Here is a 19028-nt window from a genome sequence, read left to right on the forward strand (position 1 = left end):
GTCCGCATCGGTCAGCCGGCACGACAGACTGCGTTGATGCGCCACCGCCGCCGGTTGACGGCGACCATCGTCATCGTGCTGGTGCTCGGCGCATGCTCGGTGCATGAGTCGACCCGGTCAGGGGGCTTGGTCCCCCCGGCCAATCCTTCGCCTACTACTTCGCTGTCACCGACTGTCGTGACGATTGCCGTCGACGACGACCTCAGTACCGCCGCAGGTGATACCTCGCGGGCAACCGTGGCACCTTCGACCGCTGCCACGCTCGCGGCGCCCGCTGCCACAGAGTCGCCGAGTGCCACCATTACCGCCGCCCAGGACCCCGAGGTGACGCAAACGACCGCTCAGCCGTCGCCGACGGCTGAGCCCGGCACCCGTGCTGATGCGAACCAGGTGCTTGTGACGGCTCAGCCCGACTCTCGTGCTGATGCGAATCAGGTGCTTGGAACCGCCGAGCCTCTCGACGGCTTCGGTGAGAGCCTGATGGCTGTCAGCGGCCCAACCGGTTCGCAGGTGTGGCCGGTCATCGTCGCCGACACCCCTCTGGCGCGCCAGCGGGGCCTCATGGGTGTCGTTGATTTTGCGGCACTCGGCGGCTACGCAGCGATGGTGTTTGTCTTCGACAGCGACACGAGCGATGCCTTCTGGATGCGCGATACACCCCTGCCGCTGCGGATCACGTACGTGGATGCGGGCGGCGCCGTCGTCTCGTCAACTGACATGGTTCCGTGCTTGTCGCCGACGCCTTCTGCGGAGTGCGATCAGTACTACCCCGAGGGCCCGTACCGCATCGCTGTTGAACATCCCCGGGGCCCCGACTACGACCTCGGTCTCGAGAGCGCCACGGCCATCACATTGGAGCGCTGACGGTCTCGATGTCTGACGGGCACACCTCGCATCGGAGCGTCCAGATACGGGCTGCAAGGCCCTAAAGCCCATTACGCTGCGGGCACGCGGCCCCACGATGTGGGCCGGGTCGAGACAGACGCACGGGAGCTGAACACACACCATGCTGAGATTCGCCGAAGAAATTCTCCTCCTGCGGCTGCGAGACGACGACGGCAAGCTGATCCATGTGCCTGAGCGCACCCTCGACCGCGTGATCGCCGGTTCGGTGCTCATGGATCTGGCCATGGAGAACCGGATCGACACCGATCTGGAGAAGCTCATGCTGAGCTTGCCCAGATTGCGGCCCAGCAGGCCGAGAGCGACTCGCGCTACTGGGTGAGTTCGTGGCGGCTCGGGCCGAGGGCATCCGCGAGGAGGCATTTGCGCGGCTGGTCGACAAGGGCATTCTCGAGCGCAAGGACGACCGTCATCTGTGGGTGTTCCGGTCTCGCCGCTACCCATCGGTCGACGGCAAGGCTGAGCGCGAAGTGAAGCTGCGCATCATGGGCGTGCTGTTCAGCGACGAGATCCCCAGCCCGCGTGACATCGTGATCATCGCGCTGGTGGACGCCTGCGGCATCTTCGGCGAGCTGCTCTCGAAGCCCGAGCTCGAGCGCGCCGCGCCGCGCATCGAGCAGGTACGCAAGCTGGACCTCATCGGCCAGGCAATGACGCAGGCCATCCGTGACATCGAGATGTGGCTGGCCAGCTCCACGGTCAGCCGCTTCATGCTGTAGCTGCTGGGGCCCGCCGTTTGTGCGAGCGGGCCGGTCAGCACCCAAGCTGAATCTGTTGGCCCTTCGTCTTTTGTTGGGATGAGGGTGGGTTGAGGGTCCGCTTGTAGGGGTCGAGGCCCTGCTGGGATCGGTGTTTGCAGACGCCGAACCCTGGAGGGCCTCGATGAAGCGTGATGTTATGTCGGTGCGGTTGTGGCTGCCGCGTGTCGAGGTGCTGGGGGTGGTGGTCGACGCGCCTGAGCGGCTGGTGGTGCGGGTGCGCTCGACGGTGCGCCGCCCGTGTTGCCCTGATTGCGGGACCCCGAGCGGGAAGGCCCATGACCGCCGGGACCGGGAGATCCGCGACCTGGAGGTGTCGGGCCGGCCGGTGGTGCTGGTGTTCGAGCAGCGGCGCATGGTCTGCGAGGTCTGCGGCGGCCGGCGGTTCATGGAGGACCACCCGGCGTTCGAGGGCCGTGTCACGGCGCGTCTGGCGCGCCGGCTGGTCAAAGACGCCCGTGCGATGACGGTCAGCTCGGCGGCCCGCCGTCATGGAGTGGGCTGGAAGCTGGTCAACGCGCTGGTGGTCGCCTATGCAGGTCTGGTCGGCGACCGCCGGCGCCGGCAAAGGTGTCGGGTGCTGCTGGTGGAGGGGACCTCGATCCGCAAGCGGCACCGCTATGTGACGGTACTGGTGAACGGCGACACCGGCGAGGTGCTCGCCATGGTTCCCCACCGCAGCCAGGCAGCACTGTCAGGGTTCCTGGCCGCCCAAGGGCACCGATGGTGCCCGGCGGTGAAGGTCGTGGTGTCCGACGGCTCGGCGGCGTACAAAGCAGCGATCGACGCCCAGCTCGGCCATGCCCGCCACGTCCTGGACCGGTTCCACGTCATCAGATGGTTCCAAGCAGGGCTCACCGCGGTCCGCCGAGACGTCCAGCGCCGCCCCGAAGGCTCCAAGCCCGCTTTCGACCGCGACGTGTTCCGGGCGAGATTCCTGCTGATGCGCAGACCCGACAAGCTCGACGCCGCCGACCAGGCCCGCCTTGACGCCCTGTTCGCCGCCCATCCACGGCTCAAAGCAGCCTGGGAAGCGCTCGGCGAGCTGCACCAGCTCTATCTCGCCGACGACCACGACGGCGCGATGGCAGCCCTGGACCGGTTCGCGGACATCTACAGCACCGGCCAGATACCCGAGTTCAGCGACACCGTCGACACGTTCCTCGCCTGGCATGCCCAGATCCTCGACTGGCACCACACAGGACGGCCCAGCAACGGACGCATCGAGGGAACGAACAACCTGCTCCAAGTCCTGCGACGCCGAGCCCACGGCTTCACCAACTACGCCAACTTCGAAGCCCGCGGCCTGCTACTAACCTGACCCCGCCGAGCCCAGCAGCCCGAATCCCAAAAAAAGACGAAGGCTCAATCTGTTGCCTCACTCGTCGAGGTCTTCGAGCGTCTCGCTGCCGCGATACATGGCTTGACGGCGGACCGCGCCCACGTAGGTCTGCACCGCATCGCCGGCCGGCGTTCGGGCGGGGTCCCAGCGTCCCCAATGGATGAGTTCTTCGAGTGGGTGGCGGTAGCGCGATTCGGCGCGCCGGTGCGGCCAGCCGATGGGAATAGTCGCGATCGGCACGAGTGGCTCCGGCACGCCGAGCAGATCGCGCAGTTCCCGAGCGGTGGTGTCCTCGCCGCCGCCGCTCAGCCACGCCGTGGTGAGTCCGTACGCGGCAGCGGCCAGGTGCATGTTCTGGGCGGCCGCTCCTACCGAGGCCAGCAGGATTTTCTCGTTGTTGGCGTCGTACTCTTCGCTCCAGCCCGGATGGTCGCTGACGGGGTACGAGTCGACCCAGCGCGGGTCGCAGAAGATCAGCACGATGGCGAGCGAATTGTGCAGCCAGTGCTTCTTGTGGACGTGGGGGAAGCCGCGGCAGTGCTCCACCAGACGGTCTGCTTGTCGCACGAACACGTCTGAGACGACGATCACGTCGGTCCGCTCTGCAGCGACGACGAAGTGCCACGGCTGGGTGTTTGCGCCAGACGGCGCCCAGCGGCCTGCTTCGCAGATGCCGCGCACTGCATCGGCGGGCAACGGCTCAGGCGGTGGTTCGAAGCTGCGAACCGATCGCCGCAACCGGATTACGTCCAGGAGCGACTCGAAGCGCGGGGCAGTCAGATCGGCATTGGAATACTCGGAGTCCACCGCCATGCGCCGAACCTAGCTGTTGCTATCGGAACCGAGTTAGTCGAGGTCGAGGACGTCTTGCACAGCGATCCGTACCTTACGAATCACGCCGTACGAGAGTGCCGCAGGTCCGCCGAGCACGGTGAGCGTCAGGTTCTCATGGTCGAGCAGATGCCAGCTCAGGAATCCATCGACTTGTTTTGGCACAGCGTCTGGCCAAAGCAGCACGGTCGGCGCTCTCAGGTGAGCCATGAGCGGTCCACCGGAGAGACCATCGGCATACACCAAGCCGGTCGCGAAGGAAACGCGGTTCGTGTCCAGGCAGGCACCTTGGCCGCTCGCGGCTGCCCTCAGGACATAGATTGCAATCCGCACCGAAGTGTCGAACCGGTCTTCGCCGCCGAGACGCGTGATGTTGAGACCCATTTCGGTCAATTCGTCAATGACTGAATCGGACACAGCGAACGCGCCCCCCGCGACGACAACATGTTCGATAGTGCCGAGTTCGGCTGCTGCAGCGAAGAAGTCACGTACACTCTCGGGCAGGGCGTCACGGCGAGTCAGAAGCAGTGGATGAGGTCCACGCGCAGCGATCGGGGCTAGGGCGAGAGCGTCAGCAAAGTCGTCGCCGACCGCCAGCAAGGCCGTACGCAGCGAGGTGCCGCAGAACTCCCCGGCTCCGCCCATCATCGCCGAGACCTCCGATGCAATCGACACAGAGGTGGCGTAGCGGTCTTCACCTCCGAATCGCATCACGCTGGTGACTGACGGCAGTGCAGCGATTGCGGTCTCGACACTCCTCGAGATCGCACCTGTCCCGCCCACGATATAGACGTGCTTGATCTCGTTCTCGACGAGGAAGTCCCGGGTGAACGACGGGAGCTCATCCGGTTCGGTCAGTAACAATGGAGCCTGTCGGCTGCCGGCCAGTGACGGGCCGGAGAGAGCAATGGGGCTCAATGCCGAGCCTGTAAGGGCTGATGCAGTCAGCGCGTCAGGAAATGCTCGCCCTGACGCGATGACGACCGTATCGACCATCCGCTGTTCGGCTGGCACCGAACGGTCGCGAGATATTTCGCGGACGTAGCGTTCGCCGATCAGTTTCGCCGTCTCGAATCGGTCGATGCCGCCAATGCGCTCGACGCGGACGCTGAGGCGGTCGTCGTCCGGGCCGATCCGGTCGGGACTCGAGCCACCGCCACCGGTGTTGCCGGGAGTAGTGGGCTGACGATTCGCTGGGCCGCCGTCCACCTTGCGGTTGAGGCCGCCGTAGATCGAGACGTGCGTACGGTCCAAGGGATTGCCGACGATGTCGGTGATGGATCCGCGGATGCCGTCAGCCGGAAGGCTGACGCCATCGTCGTCCATGTCGCCGGCCGCCACCGCGTACTCGAAGACCAAGGAGATGGTGCCGGTCTCGTCATCGATGGTCGTTGGACTCGTAAGCCTTGCCGTTTTCATGGAAGTACCAATGATCAACTGCATCGTTGGATCAGTGCCGGTGAAGATGATGTGCTCGTCGAAGTGGGCCGTGACCTGGATGACCTCGTCCTTCATGTAGGTCTCGTTGTCGGCCGGAGTATTGGTGAATTCGGGAACCGGGTCGAGTTCGGGTGCCACTCCGTCGACCATGTGCGTCCCCGGCACGTTGTCGAGCGCGGGCACTGAGCGGAGTGCGGGGGTCTGGTCGTCTTCGGCAACGATGGTTCCACCCCGGATGGTCCCGGCGTCGACGCTGACGCCGTCAGGGTCCAGATCACCGGAGTTGACCCTGTAGCTGAAGATGAGCTTGTCGCTACCGCTGCCGGTGGAAAATGTCGCGTCCACTTTCGGTCCGCTGCCGACGGTCAGCGGCAGTATCGGTCTGCCGGAGACCGTCACCTCCTCGCTGAACATCACTTCAAGTGTGATGACCTCGAACGCGCCGTTGTGCTTGCCGTAGGTGTTGATCTTGGCCGGATTGCTCGTGATCCTGGGTGCTTGCATCACCCATGGACCGCGCGGCATGAGGTCACCGTTCACCTTGTGGTCTAGACCGGCATCGACGGCGGAATGGTCCAAAACCGCCTCGTTGCGAGGCACATCGGTGATCTTGCCGTCTGATGAATGGCGCAGCGTGTTCATCTTGACGCTGAAGCCGTCAGCGTCCATGTCGCCAGATTGGACGGTGTAGGTGAAGATCAGCGACATGTTGTCGTTGAGCACGCGTTCAAACGAGGCCGTCTTCGTCACTCCGCCGTCGAATTCCAAGTCGATCCTCGGTGTGCCAGGGACGATCACCGGTTCGCTCAACACGACCTTGACCATGATGGCGTCACCCTCGTGGTACGTGGCGTCGCCCCCCGGTGAGTCCGAATAGACCACGACACTCTCCACCGTGGGTCTCGTCGTCTCGACCTTGTGCGCGCCGGCATTGGTGATGCCCCCGTGCTCGAAGGTGTTGTCAAGGGTCAGCGTCGGTGCATTGCCCGCGAGATCGGTTATATCGCCAACTAGGCCATCGGCAAGGACGCTGATGCCGTTGTCGTCGTGGTCGCCGTCCGGGCCGTCGACGGTGTAGCTGAACGTCAGCACCTCGATGCCAACGTCGCGGAGATAGTTCACAGGAGGTTGCCAGAGCGCGAGGCGCTCGTTGTTGTCGTCGGGATCATCCCCGATCTGCAGCTTCACCGAGGCGCTGCTGAGCACGACATGCTCGCTGAATCTGGCTTGGACCGTGATCGGCTTCTCGTCATCCGCGCCGTAGTAGCTGGTGCCCGGGTGCGTCTCGCTGGAAATCGTGGCATTGCCGACGACCCGAGGCCGCACGCCGTCCACCTCATGATCGGACCAGTTGGTCTTGGAGTCGTTTCGGAGCAATGACTCGTTGCCGTAGAGATCCGAGACGACTGCGCCCCGCTTCTCCATGGCGTTGGCGGGAACGGTGATGCCGTTCTCGTCGAGGTCGTTCTCGACGACGGTGTACTCAAAGAGCAGTTGTATGTTCGAACCGCCCGAGGTGTAGGTCGCGTATTCGGTGCTGTTGCCGATGGTCAGACGTAGACGCAGACCGTCATTTGCGGTGCTCGTATCCGTCGTGTCGACGTTCGACGTGTCGATCTCGATGGGTTCATCGAAGCTGACGGTGAAGGTGATGACGTCGTCGATGCCATGAACGCCATCAGGGGTTGCCAGGATTTGGGTGATGATCGGCCCGGCGGCGTCAACTCTGTGACCGGTTTGCGTCTCGAGTTCGGGGTGACGGAGGTCGGCCCGGTTCCGCGAGGCATCCATGATCTTGCTGCGGTTGGACTGCTTGTCGAATGCGTTCTGGGTGATGCTGAGGCCGTCGGGGTCGATATCGCCCGCCTGCACTATGTAGGAGAACAGCAGCTTGCACGGGTCGATGTCTGAGGCACAGCCGGTTGACAGGTGGGCGCGATAGGGGGCTTGCTTGACGGCGGTGACATCCACATTGGCCGAGTCGACGTAGTTGAACTCAAGCGCCAGCAGCGGCGTTCCGGTAACTGAAACGTTCTCGCTGAACTCAAATTCGACCTTGATCTCTTGACCTCTGCCGTAGGTGTCTTGTCCGCTGAGCGGCCCGTCGATCAGCGTCGGCCCTCTCGTGATCGTCGGCACGATGGCATCCACCGAGTTGTCAGGGCCGGAGTTGCTTGCCGCGATGGGGTCGTGTGCCAGGTCGGCCCGGTTGCCCGCCTGGTCGGTGATCTTTCCGCCGCCGTCGTGGATGCTGTCGCGATCAACGCTGATGCCGTCGGTGTCGAGGTCGCCCGGTTGGACGGCGTACTCGAACACGAGGCGCTGGGCATTGCGGACATTGTCGCAATCGCACGGCGCCTGCACAGCTTGACCGTCGCCGACTCGAATCTCGATGTAGGGAACGAGTTCGACGTTGGGATCGCTGCTGGAGGTGTCAACCCATATCCGCTCGCTGAACGTCGCAGCTACACAGATGATGTCGTCAACTTGGTACGGCCCCACATCGCACGAGCCGTCCGAGACGATTGCGACAGAACTCACCGTCGGCTCGACCGTCTCGACCTTGTGGTCGGATTGGGTCCGCAGCTCCTCGAAGTCGCGATCGGCGGGGAGCGGATTCGGGCTCACGCTCTCGATCGTGCCGCCGGAGATGCTGCCTTTGAGCACCCGAACACCGTCGGGGTCATCATCGGGAGAAGAGACGGTGTAGCGGAAGACGATGGTGCGGTCGTTGCTGTCTGCGTCGCTTGCCGTCTGGTCGTACGAGGCGGTCCTAGTCTCGGGTTGGGTACTGGTGCTCAGCGCAATGTTGAGTATCGGGGTGCCAGAGACCTCGACCGTCTCGTCGTAGGTCACTTGGATGTCGATGTCCGACCCGACGCCGTAGTAGGTGCCCCCATTCGGTGGCCGGCTCACGATGCTGATGCCGGTGCCAGTGATGATCGGCGCCATTGCGTCGACTTTGTGCCCGCCCTGAGTGCCGAGCGCTCGGTGGTCCAGTGATGCAATTTCGAGCGGATCGTCGACGGCCACGATCGTCCCGCCGTCCAGCTTCAGGCTGTTCTGGTTGATGCTGATGCCGTTGCGGTCCCGGTCTCCCGCCTCGACGGTGTAGTGGAAGAAGAGCAACCTTGAGTCGCTGCCCGACGCGTACGTCGCGTCTTCGGGGCCGCTGTCGAGATTGAGGGTCAGCTTCGGCATTCCAGTGACCGAGACGTCTTGATTGAACGTCACTCTGACTTGGATGGTGTCTTCGAACTCGTAGGTGTCTCGTGGGTCGTCGTCGCCAGTGTTCGGATCGCTGGTGATGTCGACCGACATGATGATCGGTGGGCCTTCGACGGCTTGACCGTCGGCCCGCTGGTACTTCAGCGGCTTGTCGAAGACGTCCGAATAGTGGGTGTAGAGCTCGGCGCCATCGTCAGCGGTGATGATGCTGTCTTGGATGCTTGAGGTGATTTCCTTGCCGCCGTCGTAAGTGAAGTTGCCGTCAGGCACGATGATGCCGTCGCGGTCCTTGTCGGCAGAACCGATCTGGTACCAGAAGAGCAGCCTCGTGTGACCCGAGCCCGAGAGGTACTTGGCGTACTTCAGGGTGGGACTGATCCGGTCTCCATTGGTCTCGAGACAGCCATAAGCCTCGAGACTGTCCTTGTACGTCTCCACCTCATCGGAATTGAGGCCGTGTTCTGCCTCGAGGGTCTCTATGTGGTTGAAGTCGGCGTTGTAGCAGTTGAAGAACTGGATTGGCAGCTCCAGCCGGTTGTCTTCGACGACCACGGCTTCGCTGAACTCGGCCCGCACCACGATGTATTCGCCTGCATGGAGCGTCGTGCCGCTGGCCGGTTCGCTGACGACTCGCGTCGCATAGCTCGTGACGTGCGCCGGAGTGCCGGAGTCCACCAACTCGCTGCGCAGCGAGTCTGAAGGTTCTTCGTGGTCGAAGGGCAGGCGGCTGCCGTCGACCAGGTGTTTGGCCACGGTCGGGTCGCCGCCCTCGCGGGCGTTGTATTCGACGGCGGCCCCAAGGCCGTCGTGGTTGAGCGTCGCCGTAACGCCATTGTCCATGGCGCGGATCGGGCCCCCGCTCAGGCTGCCCCTGTCGATGCTGATGCCGTCGGTATCGCTGTCGCTCCCTGTCACCTCGTACGCGAAGAGCAGACGGGTCATGCTGGAACGGCGTCGCGGGTCCATGGGCGGGTGCGGGAGCGATTGCTCGTTGTTCGTGCTGGCCGAGACATAGCGCGCTTGCCTGTCCGTCCCGCCCACATCGAGTGTCAGCGTCGGGGTGCCGCTCACGGTGACAGGTTCGCTGTACTCGACCCGGACCCAGATCTCCTCGCCCTGGTAGTAGGCATCACCATCGAGCGGCTCGCTCATGATCTTGGGCCTGCTGATGATGGTCGGTGAGCCGCTCGACTTGGGATGGAAGACGGCGGGATGCTCCACGTCCGCGCCGCCGCAGGGACCGTGGATCTCCTGGTGCGGCACGTTCGAGGCGGTCTTCGCGAATGCGAAATCATTGGCCTTGACCGAGTTCTCGGGGATCCAGAGGTCGCTGGCGCTGTGGGATCCGTCATCCGAATCCAGCGTGTAGTCGAATCTCAGGATGTTGTTGTCTTTGCCCTCCGCAGGAGTTGCCTCCGCCGTCTTCTCGCTGTCGCCGAGCATGAAGGCGACGGACAGCGGCTTGACATTGGGGTCGAGATCGTCGCGAACGTCCCAACGGACGTTCAGGCTGAGTTTGACCTGGATGCGGACAGTCTCCCCGTTGCTGTAGCTGTTGTTCGAGCCGGGTCCGACACTCGATTGCGAGTCCGAGACGAACTTGACGCCTTGGCGGACGATGTAGGTGTTCGTCGGGCGCCCGACCATGGCATTGAGCTCGCTGCACGACGCGCCAAGTGGCACCACCTGGGCCGCCGCAGGCTCACTCGCCGGCGGTGAAACGACCGCCAAGGACGCAGCGGCAATGGCAACCGCCGAAACCGCGCAGGTCCGACGCCAGCGCGTGGCTGCCGCTGACCGCGCAGGCACCATCAAACGCCGTCCGCGGCGAAGAGATGTCGTAACGGTCGCCTCGGGCAACAGGGCCTCCTGCGCTCACAAATGCGTGCCGTCGGCGACGGCGTGCGACTCGACAGAAGTACCGCAATCCGGAGCCAAAATGGTGGACCCTTTGCTCGGAATAATGGGCGCTATCAGCGGTTATTCATCAGCGGATTTCTTGATTTCGCGAGCCAAGCCCTACAGTCGTGCAATGGCCGATGCAGCGAACGCCGCAGATGAGTTTCCGCTGGCCGAATTGGACGACGCCTACGCGGCGATCATGAGCGAGATCGTGGCGACTGGCGTGGCTCCTCACTACGCCGAGCTGGCTCGCACACTGGGCGTCGAACCGCTGCGCGCCAAGGCGCTCATTTCCCGGATCATCGACCTGACGCCGGGCTGGATGCACCCTGGCACTGACTGGATCGCATCGTTTCCGCCGTTCAACAACCAGCCCACCCAGTACCGGGTGAGCGTCGACGGCGAGCAGCGCTGGTTCGCCCAGTGCGGCTTCGAGGCGCTGGCGTGCCGCTGGCTGTTCGGGGGCCGCACCGTGACCGTGGATGCGCCGTGCCTGCTGGGCGGCGAACCGCTGCGCATCGAGATGCGCGACGAGGAGATCCTGGCGATCGACCCTCCGACGATGGTCGGCTACACCCGTAGTCCCGTCGGGGGGGACGCGGCGAATCGGCCGTTCCGCTGAGCGGGCATGAACCTCTTCCGGTCGGAAGAACATGCCCGTCGGTGGGAGGAATTCGATCCGCGCATGGCGTTCATGCTGCGGCCGGTGGAGTGGTGGGCCGACACGTTCGCCACCGAGATGTTCCGGGCACGTGCCCGCAGCGACTTCATCTCCTGGATGACCGGGCCCGGGGGCGCCGCAGCGTTCGCGGCGCTGCGGGCACGCCTGACACCCGCACCGCCCGACGTGCGGGCCACGACAGCGGCGGCGACCGCGCTCAGCAAGGTTGATGTCAGCGTGGTCGAAGGAGCCTCAGCTCAAGACCGAAGCGTCGAAGAGCGCTTGCTGGTGGAGTGGCCCGCAGCGGTGCCGGTCGAGATCGCCCGCCACTGGCGCAACACCGCCAGGGCGATGATCGTTGCCATTCCCGCTGACCCGTTGCCTGAGGCTGGCCCACAACAGTGGGTGGAGACTCGAAGGTCGGCGGTGCGCGACGTACAGGCTGCCACTGGATGGCTGGCGCGGGCCGATGTCGGTGTCGGCGACGCGCGGCTCACCGAGCGACTGCGGCAGATGGGTTGGCAGGGCGAGATGGCCGACCAGCCCGCCTGGACGGCCATGGAGCAGGCCGCCCGTGCAATCTTGAAATGCCGCGAGCTGTCCCAGCTCGGGTGAGCAATCGCACCCCGGAACTGCACTGCTGCCGTCTGTATGAGTCGGCAGGCTGCGCGGTTCGGCGCTAGCCCGCCAACACGAGAACTGCGTTCAGCGTCGCCTGAGCGCCAGCCGTTGCGTGCTCGGGCAGTATCGACTCGGCCTCGTTGTGGGACAGACCGTCGGCACAGGGAATGAACAGCATCCCTGTCGGGGCGACCTGCAACACGTAGCAGGCATCGTGACCAGCACCGGAGGTGATGTCGACCGGCTCGAAGCCTGCCGCGGCCGCTCCGGCGCGCAGCGCTTCGATTACCTGGCGATCGAACACGATCGGCGGTGAGTACCAGATCGGGGTGATCCGCGGTCGGGGGAGCGAGCGCCCGCTGGGTTGGTCGACGCCGCTCAATGCGGCCCCGGGCTGATTGACGCCGCTTAATGCGGCGCTGTCGGGCTGAAGGCCGAATGCCGGGCCGTCAGCGAATGCGAGCAGCTCGTCGTGCATGGCCTTCAGCTCTGCGGCGTCAGGGTGGCGCAGGTCGACAGTCAGCGAAACCGAGCCCGCCACGGTGTTGCGCGAACCGGTGCCGACCGCAAGCGTGCCCACCGTGGCGCGCCCCTCGGGTGCCCGACGGCCGGCAATCTCATCGGCCTCGCACACGAGGCGAGCCGCGGCCACCATGGCATCGGCGCGGTGTTCCATCGGCGTGCTGCCGGCGTGCGCCGACTGCCCCTCAATCGATACGTCGTACCAGCGGATGCCCTGCACTCCCGTCACTGCGCCGAGCGTCACGTTGGCCGCTTCGAGAATCGGTCCCTGCTCGATGTGGGGTTCGATCTAGTGCCCGATCGGACGGCGTCCTGCGCCATCTGGTGAGCGCCACACGAGCAACGCCGCCCGCCGGTGTCGCGCCGATCTCCGCCAGCGAAGCAAGCGTCTGCCACAGACGCTCGCCGTCCACCATGTACGTGCTCGAGTTCAATGTGGTCACCTCCCGGACGCTTGATCGTGGTATCGCTGCGCCCGCCGTCGGTTGCTCAGTTGAGCGGACGGGCAGACGGCGGGATCGGTCTCGGCAGGGCGGTGTGACCCATGAGGGATTCATCCACCGCCGCCGCGCACGCACGGCCTTCGGCGATCGCCCACACGATCAGGCTCTGGCCGCGCCCCATGTCGCCGCACACCCACACGCCGTCGACGCTGGTGCGGTAATCGTCGTCGCGCACGACGTTGGAGCGTGCGTCAGTCTCGACGCCGAGCTGAGCCAGCAAGCCCTGTTGCTGCGGCCCCAAGAATCCCATCGCGAGCAGCACAAGCTCACACTCGAGTTCGAAGTCGGTGCCCTCCACCTTGGCGAAACGACCCTCGCTGAACACCACCTCGTGTGCCCGCAGTGCCCGCACGGCGCCCCTGTCGTCGCCGAGGAACTGCTCGGTGTTCACCGAGTACACCCGGTCGCCGCCTTCTTCGTGGGCTGAGGAGGTTCGGTAGATCATCGGATAGGTGGGCCACGGGTTGGCCGACGATCGCTCGTCGGGCGGCCGCGGCAGGATCTCGAATTGGTGGATCGACGCCGCTCCCTGACGATGTGCGGTACCCAAGCAGTCAGCACCCGTGTCGCCGCCGCCGATGATGACCACCTGCCTGCCTTCGGCGCTGATCGGTACGTCGGCCGGGTCCAGATCGCCTTCTTGGGCCTTGTTCGCCCACGGCAGGTACTCCATGGCCTGGTGGATGCCGTCGAGCTCGCGACCTGGAATCGGCAGGTCACGCCACGCAGTGGCACCGCCCGCGAGCACCAGCGCGTCGAAGTCGGCCTGAAGGTCCGCCACCGGGATATCTGCCCCCACCTCGACGCCCGTACGGAACTTCGTGCCCTCGGCGCTCATCTGATCGAGCCGCCGCTCGATGTGGCGCTTTTCCATCTTGAACTCGGGAATGCCGTACCGCAGCAACCCGCCCAGCCGGTCAGCGCGCTCAAACACCGTCACGTCGTGACCCGCCCGGGTGAGCTGCTGCGCCGCAGCCAGCCCGGCAGGACCCGAGCCCACCACCGCAACGCTGCGACCCGTGCGCACCGCTGGCAGCTCGGGCCGCACCCAGCCCATCTCGAAGGCCTTGTCGATGATCGCGACCTCGACCTGCTTGATCGTGACCGGGTCAGCGTTGATGCCGAGCACGCAGGCCCCCTCGCACGGGGCAGGGCACAGCCGGCCAGTGAATTCGGGGAAGTTGTTGGTTGCGTGCAGCCGCTCGATGGCGTCGCGCCAGCGGTCGCGGTGCACAAGGTCGTTCCAGTCCGGGATGATGTTGCCCAGCGGGCAGCCCGAATTGCAGAACGGCACGCCGCAATCCATGCAGCGACTGGCCTGTGCGCGCAGATCCTCATCTGCGAACGGCTCGTAAACCTCACGCCAGTCGCGCAGGCGCACCGGCACTGGGCGCCGCGTCGGCAGCTCGCGGTCGTGCCGCAGGAATCCCCGGATATCACCCATGCGCAGCCCATGTGCCTGACTGCTGGCGGCTGCGCCGTGCCCGCACTGCGTGGTGCCTAGCCATGCGCAGCCGCCATGACTGCCTCGTCGGGGTCTTGGCCGAGTTCGGCCGCTGCCGCTCGGGCCTCGAGCACTCGCCGGTAGTCCTTCGGCATCACCTTGCGGAAGGACCGCACCTCGCTGTGCCAGCGTCGCAGGATGCGCTCGGCCGGCACCGAATCGGTCTCGGCGAGGTGCTGGCGCAGCGCGCTTCGCACCGTCTGCGCATCGGCGTCGTCGAGCTGCGGTTCCAGATCGACCATCTCGGTGTTCAGGTTCCGCCAGAAGACGTCGTCGGGGTCGTACACGAACGCGGCGCCGCCCGACATCCCTGCGCCGAAGTTGCGTCCGACGCTGCCCAGCACCACCACCATGCCGCTGGTCATGTACTCGCAGGCGTGATCTCCTACGCCTTCGACCACGGCAGTGGCACCCGAGTTGCGCACGCAGAATCGCTCGCCCACGCATCCGCGGATGTACGCCTCGCCGCTCGTCGCCCCGTACAGGATCACGTTCCCGGCGATGATGTTGTCCTCGGCCACGAAGTCCGGATTCGTCGCCCGCGGCGGCCGCACCACCAATCGTCCGCCCGACAGGCCCTTGCCCAAATAGTCGTTGGCGTCGCCGTACAACCGCATTGTCATTCCGCTCGGCACGAATGCGCCGAAGCTCTGTCCGGCTGAGCCGTTGAACGTCAGGTCGATGGTGTCGTCGGGCAGTCCTGCGCCGCCGTGTGCAGCAGTGATGCGGTGGCCGAGCATGGTTCCGACCGTGCGGTTCACGTTGCTGATCGGCAACTCCGCCCGCACGAGTTCGCGCCGCTCCAGCGCAGGCGCAGCCAGCTCGATGAGCTGCTGGTCGAGCGCCCGTTCCAGACCGTGGTCTTGGCTCTGCGTGCAGTAACGGTCCTGCGGCCAGGGCGTCTGCGGCTCAACCAGGATCGGTGAGAGATCCAAGCCGCGCGCCTTCCAGTGCGCCACTGCTGCGGTGGTATCGAGGCGATCCACACGCCCGATGGCTTCAGGCAGCGAGCGGAACCCCAGCATCGCCAGATACTCGCGGACCTCCTGAGCGATGTACTCGAAGAAGTTCACGACGAACTCGGGCCGACCCCCGAAGCGCTTGCGCAGTTCCCGGTTCTGCGTCGCGACGCCCACCGGGCAGGTGTCGAGGTGGCAGACCCGCATCATGATGCAGCCCGACACCACCAGCGGAGCAGTTGCGAAGCCGAACTCCTCGGCTCCCAGCATTGCTGCGACGATCACGTCGCGGCCGGTCTTGAGCTGCCCGTCGGTCTGCACGACGATGCGGTCGCGAAGGCCGTTCAGCAGCAACGTCTGTTGCGTCTCGGCGAGGCCCAGCTCCCATGGTGCGCCGGCGTGCTTCAGCGAGGTCAAGGGCGAGGCCCCGGTGCCGCCGTCGTGCCCTGAGATCAGCACGACATCGGCCTTGGCCTTGGACACGCCGGCAGCCACCGTGCCCACGCCCACCTCGGCCACGAGCTTCACGTGGACACGAGCTTGCGGGTTCGAGTTCTTCAGATCGTGAATGAGTTGCTTGAGATCCTCGATCGAGTAGATGTCGTGGTGCGGCGGCGGGCTGATGAGGCCGACTCCCGGTGTGGAATGGCGGGTCCTCGCGATCCAGGGCCACACCTTGGGACCCGGCAGCTGCCCGCCCTCGCCGGGCTTTGCGCCCTGGGCCATCTTGATCTGCAGGTCGTCGGCATTGGTGAGGTACTCCGAGGTGACACCGAACCTCCCCGAGGCCACCTGCTTGATTGCAGAGCGCCGCAGGTCGCCGTTCGGATCGGGCAGGTAGCGCTCAGGGTCCTCGCCGCCCTCGCCGGTGTTGGACTTGCCCCCGATGCGGTTCATGGCGATGGCCAGGGTCTCGTGCGCCTCTGCCGAGATCGAGCCGTAGCTCATTGCCCCGGTCGAGAACCGCTTCACGATCTCGGTGACTGGCTCGACTTCGTCGATCGGTATCGGCCCGCCGGGTGCCGGGTGAAGCTCGAACAGACCTCGCAGCGTTGCCAACTCGGTGGACTGGTCGTCCACCAGCCCGGTGTATTCCTTGAAGACCTCGTAGCGGCCGGCGCGGGTGGAGTGCTGCAGCTTGTAGACGGTCTCAGGGTTGAACAGGTGGTATTCACCCTCGCGCCGCCATTGGTACTCGCCGCCGGCCCACAGGTCGCGGTGCGCCGCCTCAGTGGGATTGTCCAGGTAGGCGAATCGATGGCGTTCGGCGACCTCGGCGGCGAGCACGTCGAGGCCAACGCCGCCGAGCTTGGAGGTTGTCCCGGTGAAGAATCGATCGATGACGTCGGGCCCCAAACCGACCGCCTCGAATACCTGCGCGCCCGTGTAGCTGGCCACCGTGGAGATGCCCATCTTCGACATCACCTTCAGCACGCCCTTGGTGCACGCCTTGACGTAGTTGCGTTTCGCGGTGCGCTCGTCGACCTCAGTTATGACGCCGTTGCGCACCATGTCGTCGATCGACTCGAAGGCGAGGTACGGGTTCACGGCGCTGGCGCCGTAGCCGAGCAGCAGCGCCATGTGGTGCACCTCGCGTGCATCGCCGCACTCGGTCACCAGCCCCACCATCGTGCGGGTCTTGTTGCGCACGAGATGGTGGTGCACTGCGCCCGTGAGCAGCAGCGAGGGGATGGGCGCGTACTCCGGGTCGCTGTAACGGTCTGACAGGACGATGATCTGTGCGCCGTCGGCGACGGCCTCGTCGACCCGTCGGCAGACATCGGTGATGGCGCGCTCCATGCCCCCGCCGCAATCGGCCACGGGGTACAGGCCGTCCACTGCGAACGGCCGGAACTGCGGCGCTGCGCTGCTTGTCGCGGCGCCGTTCGATAGGGTTGTGCTTGTTGACGCCGCTCCATGCGGCGCTGTGCTTGTTGACGCCGCTCCATGCGGCGCTGTGCTTGTTGACGCCGCTCCATGCGGCGCTGTGCGCGAGTCCTCGTCGATGTAAAGGATCTTCGCCAGATCCTCATTCGACAGGATCGGGGAGGGCAGCACGATCTGCTTGCATGACTCCGGGCCGGGCATCAGCAGGTTCCCCTCGGGGCCGATCTTGGCCTTTGTCGAGGTGACCAGCTCCTCACGGATCGCATCAAGGGGCGGATTCGTGACCTGCGCAAAGAGCTGACTGAAGTAGTCGAAGAGCAGGCGCGGGCGCTTTGACAGCACCGCAATCGGGGTGTCGGTGCCCATCGAACCGATCGGCTCGATGCCGGTACGGGACATCGGCGCGACCAGGATCCGCAGCTCCTCGGTGGTGTAGCCGAACGTGCGCTGGCGCAGCGTCACTGAAGCGTGCTGGGGAGTGAGGTTGAAGCGAGGCGGCAGATCCTCGAGGTGCCCAAGCCCGTCAGCCAGCCAGTCGCCGTACGGCTCGGCAGTCACCAGGTCGCGCTTGATCTCGTCGTCGCCCACGATGCGGCTTTGGGAAGTGTCGACCAAGAACATGCGGCCTGGCTGGAGGCGGCCTTTCTGGATGATGCGCGTCTGATCAATGTCAGCAACGCCGACCTCCGACGCCATCACGACCAGGCCGTCGGAGGTCACCCAGTAACGGGAGGGTCGCAGGCCGTTGCGGTCGAGCACGGCTCCGACGACGGTCCCATCGGTGAAGGCGATGCTTGCAGGACCGTCCCACGGCTCCATCAGTGAAGCGTGGAATTCGTAGAAGTCGTGCTTGTCCTGCGGCATGCGGGCGTGGTTCTCCCACGCCTCGGGGATCATCATCAACACCGCATGCGGCAGCGTCCTGCCGCCGAGGTGCAGCAGCTCGAGGACCTCGTCGAAGCTGGCCGTGTCCGACGCACCCGGGGTGCAGATGGGGTAGGTGCGTTCGAGCAAGTTGGTGCCGTCTGCAGCGGTGAACAGCGGGCTCGACAGCGTGCCTTCGCGTGCCCGCATCCAGTTGCGGTTACCCATCACGGTGTTGATCTCACCGTTGTGGGCGAGCATGCGGTACGGGTGTGCAAGCGGCCACGAGGGGAAGGTGTTGGTGCTGAATCGCGAGTGAAGCAGCGCGAGCGCTGATTCCATGCGGGGGTCGACGAGGTCGGGATAGAACTCCGCGAACTGGCTGCAGGTCAGCATCCCCTTGTAGACGAGCGTCCGGCACGACAGGGAGCCGAAGTACGGGGCAGGGTCGATCTCGTGCTCGGTGCGCTTGCGCGCGACATAGACCCGGCGCTCGAGGTCGAGTCCTTCCAGCCCTTTGCCCTCGGGTGCGGCCACGAACAGCATGCGGAAGACCGGCATGGGATCGGTGGCGAACTTGCCGAGCGAGGAGGGATCGGTCGGGACGTCACGCCAACCGAGCACCTCGAGCCCTTCGTCGACCATGATCGCTTCGATGGCCTCAGCAGCTGTTTCGGGATCTTGGCGAGGCAGGAACGCCGTGCCGACGGCGTAGCGGCCCGCATGCGGGAGCTCGAAATCGCAGACCGCTCGCAGGAATTGATCGGGGACTTGAACGGTGAGGCCGATGCCGTCGCCGACGTTGGCCTCCGCCCCGGTGGCGCTGCGATGGTCGAGGTTGACGAGGCACTGCAGGGCTTGATCGACGACGGCGCGGCTGGGAACGCCGGACATGTCGGCGACGAAGCCCACACCGCACGAGTCGTGCTCGTACGCGGGGTCATAGAGCCCTTGCGCGGGCGGGGGAGCGGCGTACGGGCCAGAGCGTACGGCAGGGCGGCCTTCGACGCCTGGCGCAGATTCGGCAGTCGGCATTGGCGACGTCCCAGTGAGATAACTGAAGTGGCGTACTGCCACTTCGCGGCCCCAGGGACGTCGTTGGC

General features: G+C 65.3%; 11 protein-coding genes. 6 read left to right on the top strand and 5 right to left on the bottom strand.

All coding sequences use genetic code 11. The annotated features are described in order from the left end of the window. Window positions 1–36 precede the first annotated feature (36 nt). From ACPXYO_RS13345 to ACPXYO_RS13360, 4 genes are all read left to right on the top strand, one after another. Window positions 37–864: a DUF192 domain-containing protein gene (locus tag ACPXYO_RS13345; RefSeq protein ID WP_423921336.1), complete on the top strand. Its 828-nt coding sequence runs from the start codon at window positions 37–39 to the stop codon at window positions 862–864. 142 nt (window positions 865–1006) lie between these two features. After that, the gene (locus ACPXYO_RS13350; RefSeq protein WP_423921338.1) at window positions 1007–1225 is read left to right on the top strand and encodes a GPP34 family phosphoprotein; all 219 of its coding nucleotides are present in this window, start codon (window positions 1007–1009) and stop codon (window positions 1223–1225) included. 4 nt (window positions 1226–1229) lie between these two features. Then, the gene (locus ACPXYO_RS13355; RefSeq protein ID WP_423921341.1) at window positions 1230–1622 is read left to right on the top strand and encodes a GOLPH3/VPS74 family protein; all 393 of its coding nucleotides are present in this window, start codon (window positions 1230–1232) and stop codon (window positions 1620–1622) included. 163 nt (window positions 1623–1785) lie between these two features. Then, window positions 1786–2982 (top strand): ISL3 family transposase, encoded by a 1197-nt coding sequence (locus tag ACPXYO_RS13360; RefSeq protein ID WP_423921344.1) that lies wholly within the window; start codon window positions 1786–1788, stop codon window positions 2980–2982. Window positions 2983–3039: 57 nt separating this feature from the next. Here ACPXYO_RS13360 and ACPXYO_RS13365 read toward each other — a convergent pair whose 3' ends face one another. Together ACPXYO_RS13365 and ACPXYO_RS13370 are read right to left on the bottom strand one after the other, a co-directional pair. Next, window positions 3040–3816: a nitroreductase family protein gene (locus ACPXYO_RS13365; protein ID WP_423921347.1), complete on the bottom strand. Its 777-nt coding sequence runs from the start codon at window positions 3814–3816 to the stop codon at window positions 3040–3042. 33 nt (window positions 3817–3849) lie between these two features. Next, window positions 3850–10188, bottom strand: coding sequence for a cell wall-binding repeat-containing protein (locus tag ACPXYO_RS13370; RefSeq protein WP_423921350.1), 6339 nt, complete (start codon window positions 10186–10188; stop codon window positions 3850–3852). 346 nt (window positions 10189–10534) lie between these two features. On the opposite strand from ACPXYO_RS13370, the gene merB reads away from it, so the two are divergent. Further along, the gene (merB, locus tag ACPXYO_RS13375) at window positions 10535–11026 is read left to right on the top strand and encodes an organomercurial lyase (protein ID WP_423921353.1); all 492 of its coding nucleotides are present in this window, start codon (window positions 10535–10537) and stop codon (window positions 11024–11026) included. A 6-nt stretch (window positions 11027–11032) separates the two neighbouring features. Next, complete coding sequence (locus ACPXYO_RS13380; protein WP_423921356.1) at window positions 11033–11680, top strand: hypothetical protein; 648 nt, start codon at window positions 11033–11035, stop codon at window positions 11678–11680. Window positions 11681–11744: 64 nt separating this feature from the next. Here ACPXYO_RS13380 and ACPXYO_RS13385 read toward each other — a convergent pair whose 3' ends face one another. The 3 genes from ACPXYO_RS13385 to gltB all read right to left on the bottom strand — a co-directional run bounded on the left by ACPXYO_RS13385 (window position 11745) and on the right by gltB (window position 18960). Continuing rightward, complete coding sequence (locus ACPXYO_RS13385; protein WP_423923862.1) at window positions 11745–12497, bottom strand: M20/M25/M40 family metallo-hydrolase; 753 nt, start codon at window positions 12495–12497, stop codon at window positions 11745–11747. 200 nt (window positions 12498–12697) lie between these two features. Then, the gene (locus tag ACPXYO_RS13390; protein WP_423921358.1) at window positions 12698–14155 is read right to left on the bottom strand and encodes a glutamate synthase subunit beta; all 1458 of its coding nucleotides are present in this window, start codon (window positions 14153–14155) and stop codon (window positions 12698–12700) included. A gap of 56 nt (window positions 14156–14211) precedes the next feature. Continuing rightward, window positions 14212–18960 (bottom strand): glutamate synthase large subunit, encoded by a 4749-nt coding sequence (gltB, locus tag ACPXYO_RS13395; RefSeq protein WP_423921361.1) that lies wholly within the window; start codon window positions 18958–18960, stop codon window positions 14212–14214. Window positions 18961–19028 lie beyond the last annotated feature (68 nt).

The sequence above is a fragment of the Candidatus Poriferisodalis sp. genome, from assembly GCF_965237655.1.
Classification (GTDB): domain Bacteria; phylum Actinomycetota; class Acidimicrobiia; order Acidimicrobiales; family Poriferisodalaceae; genus Poriferisodalis.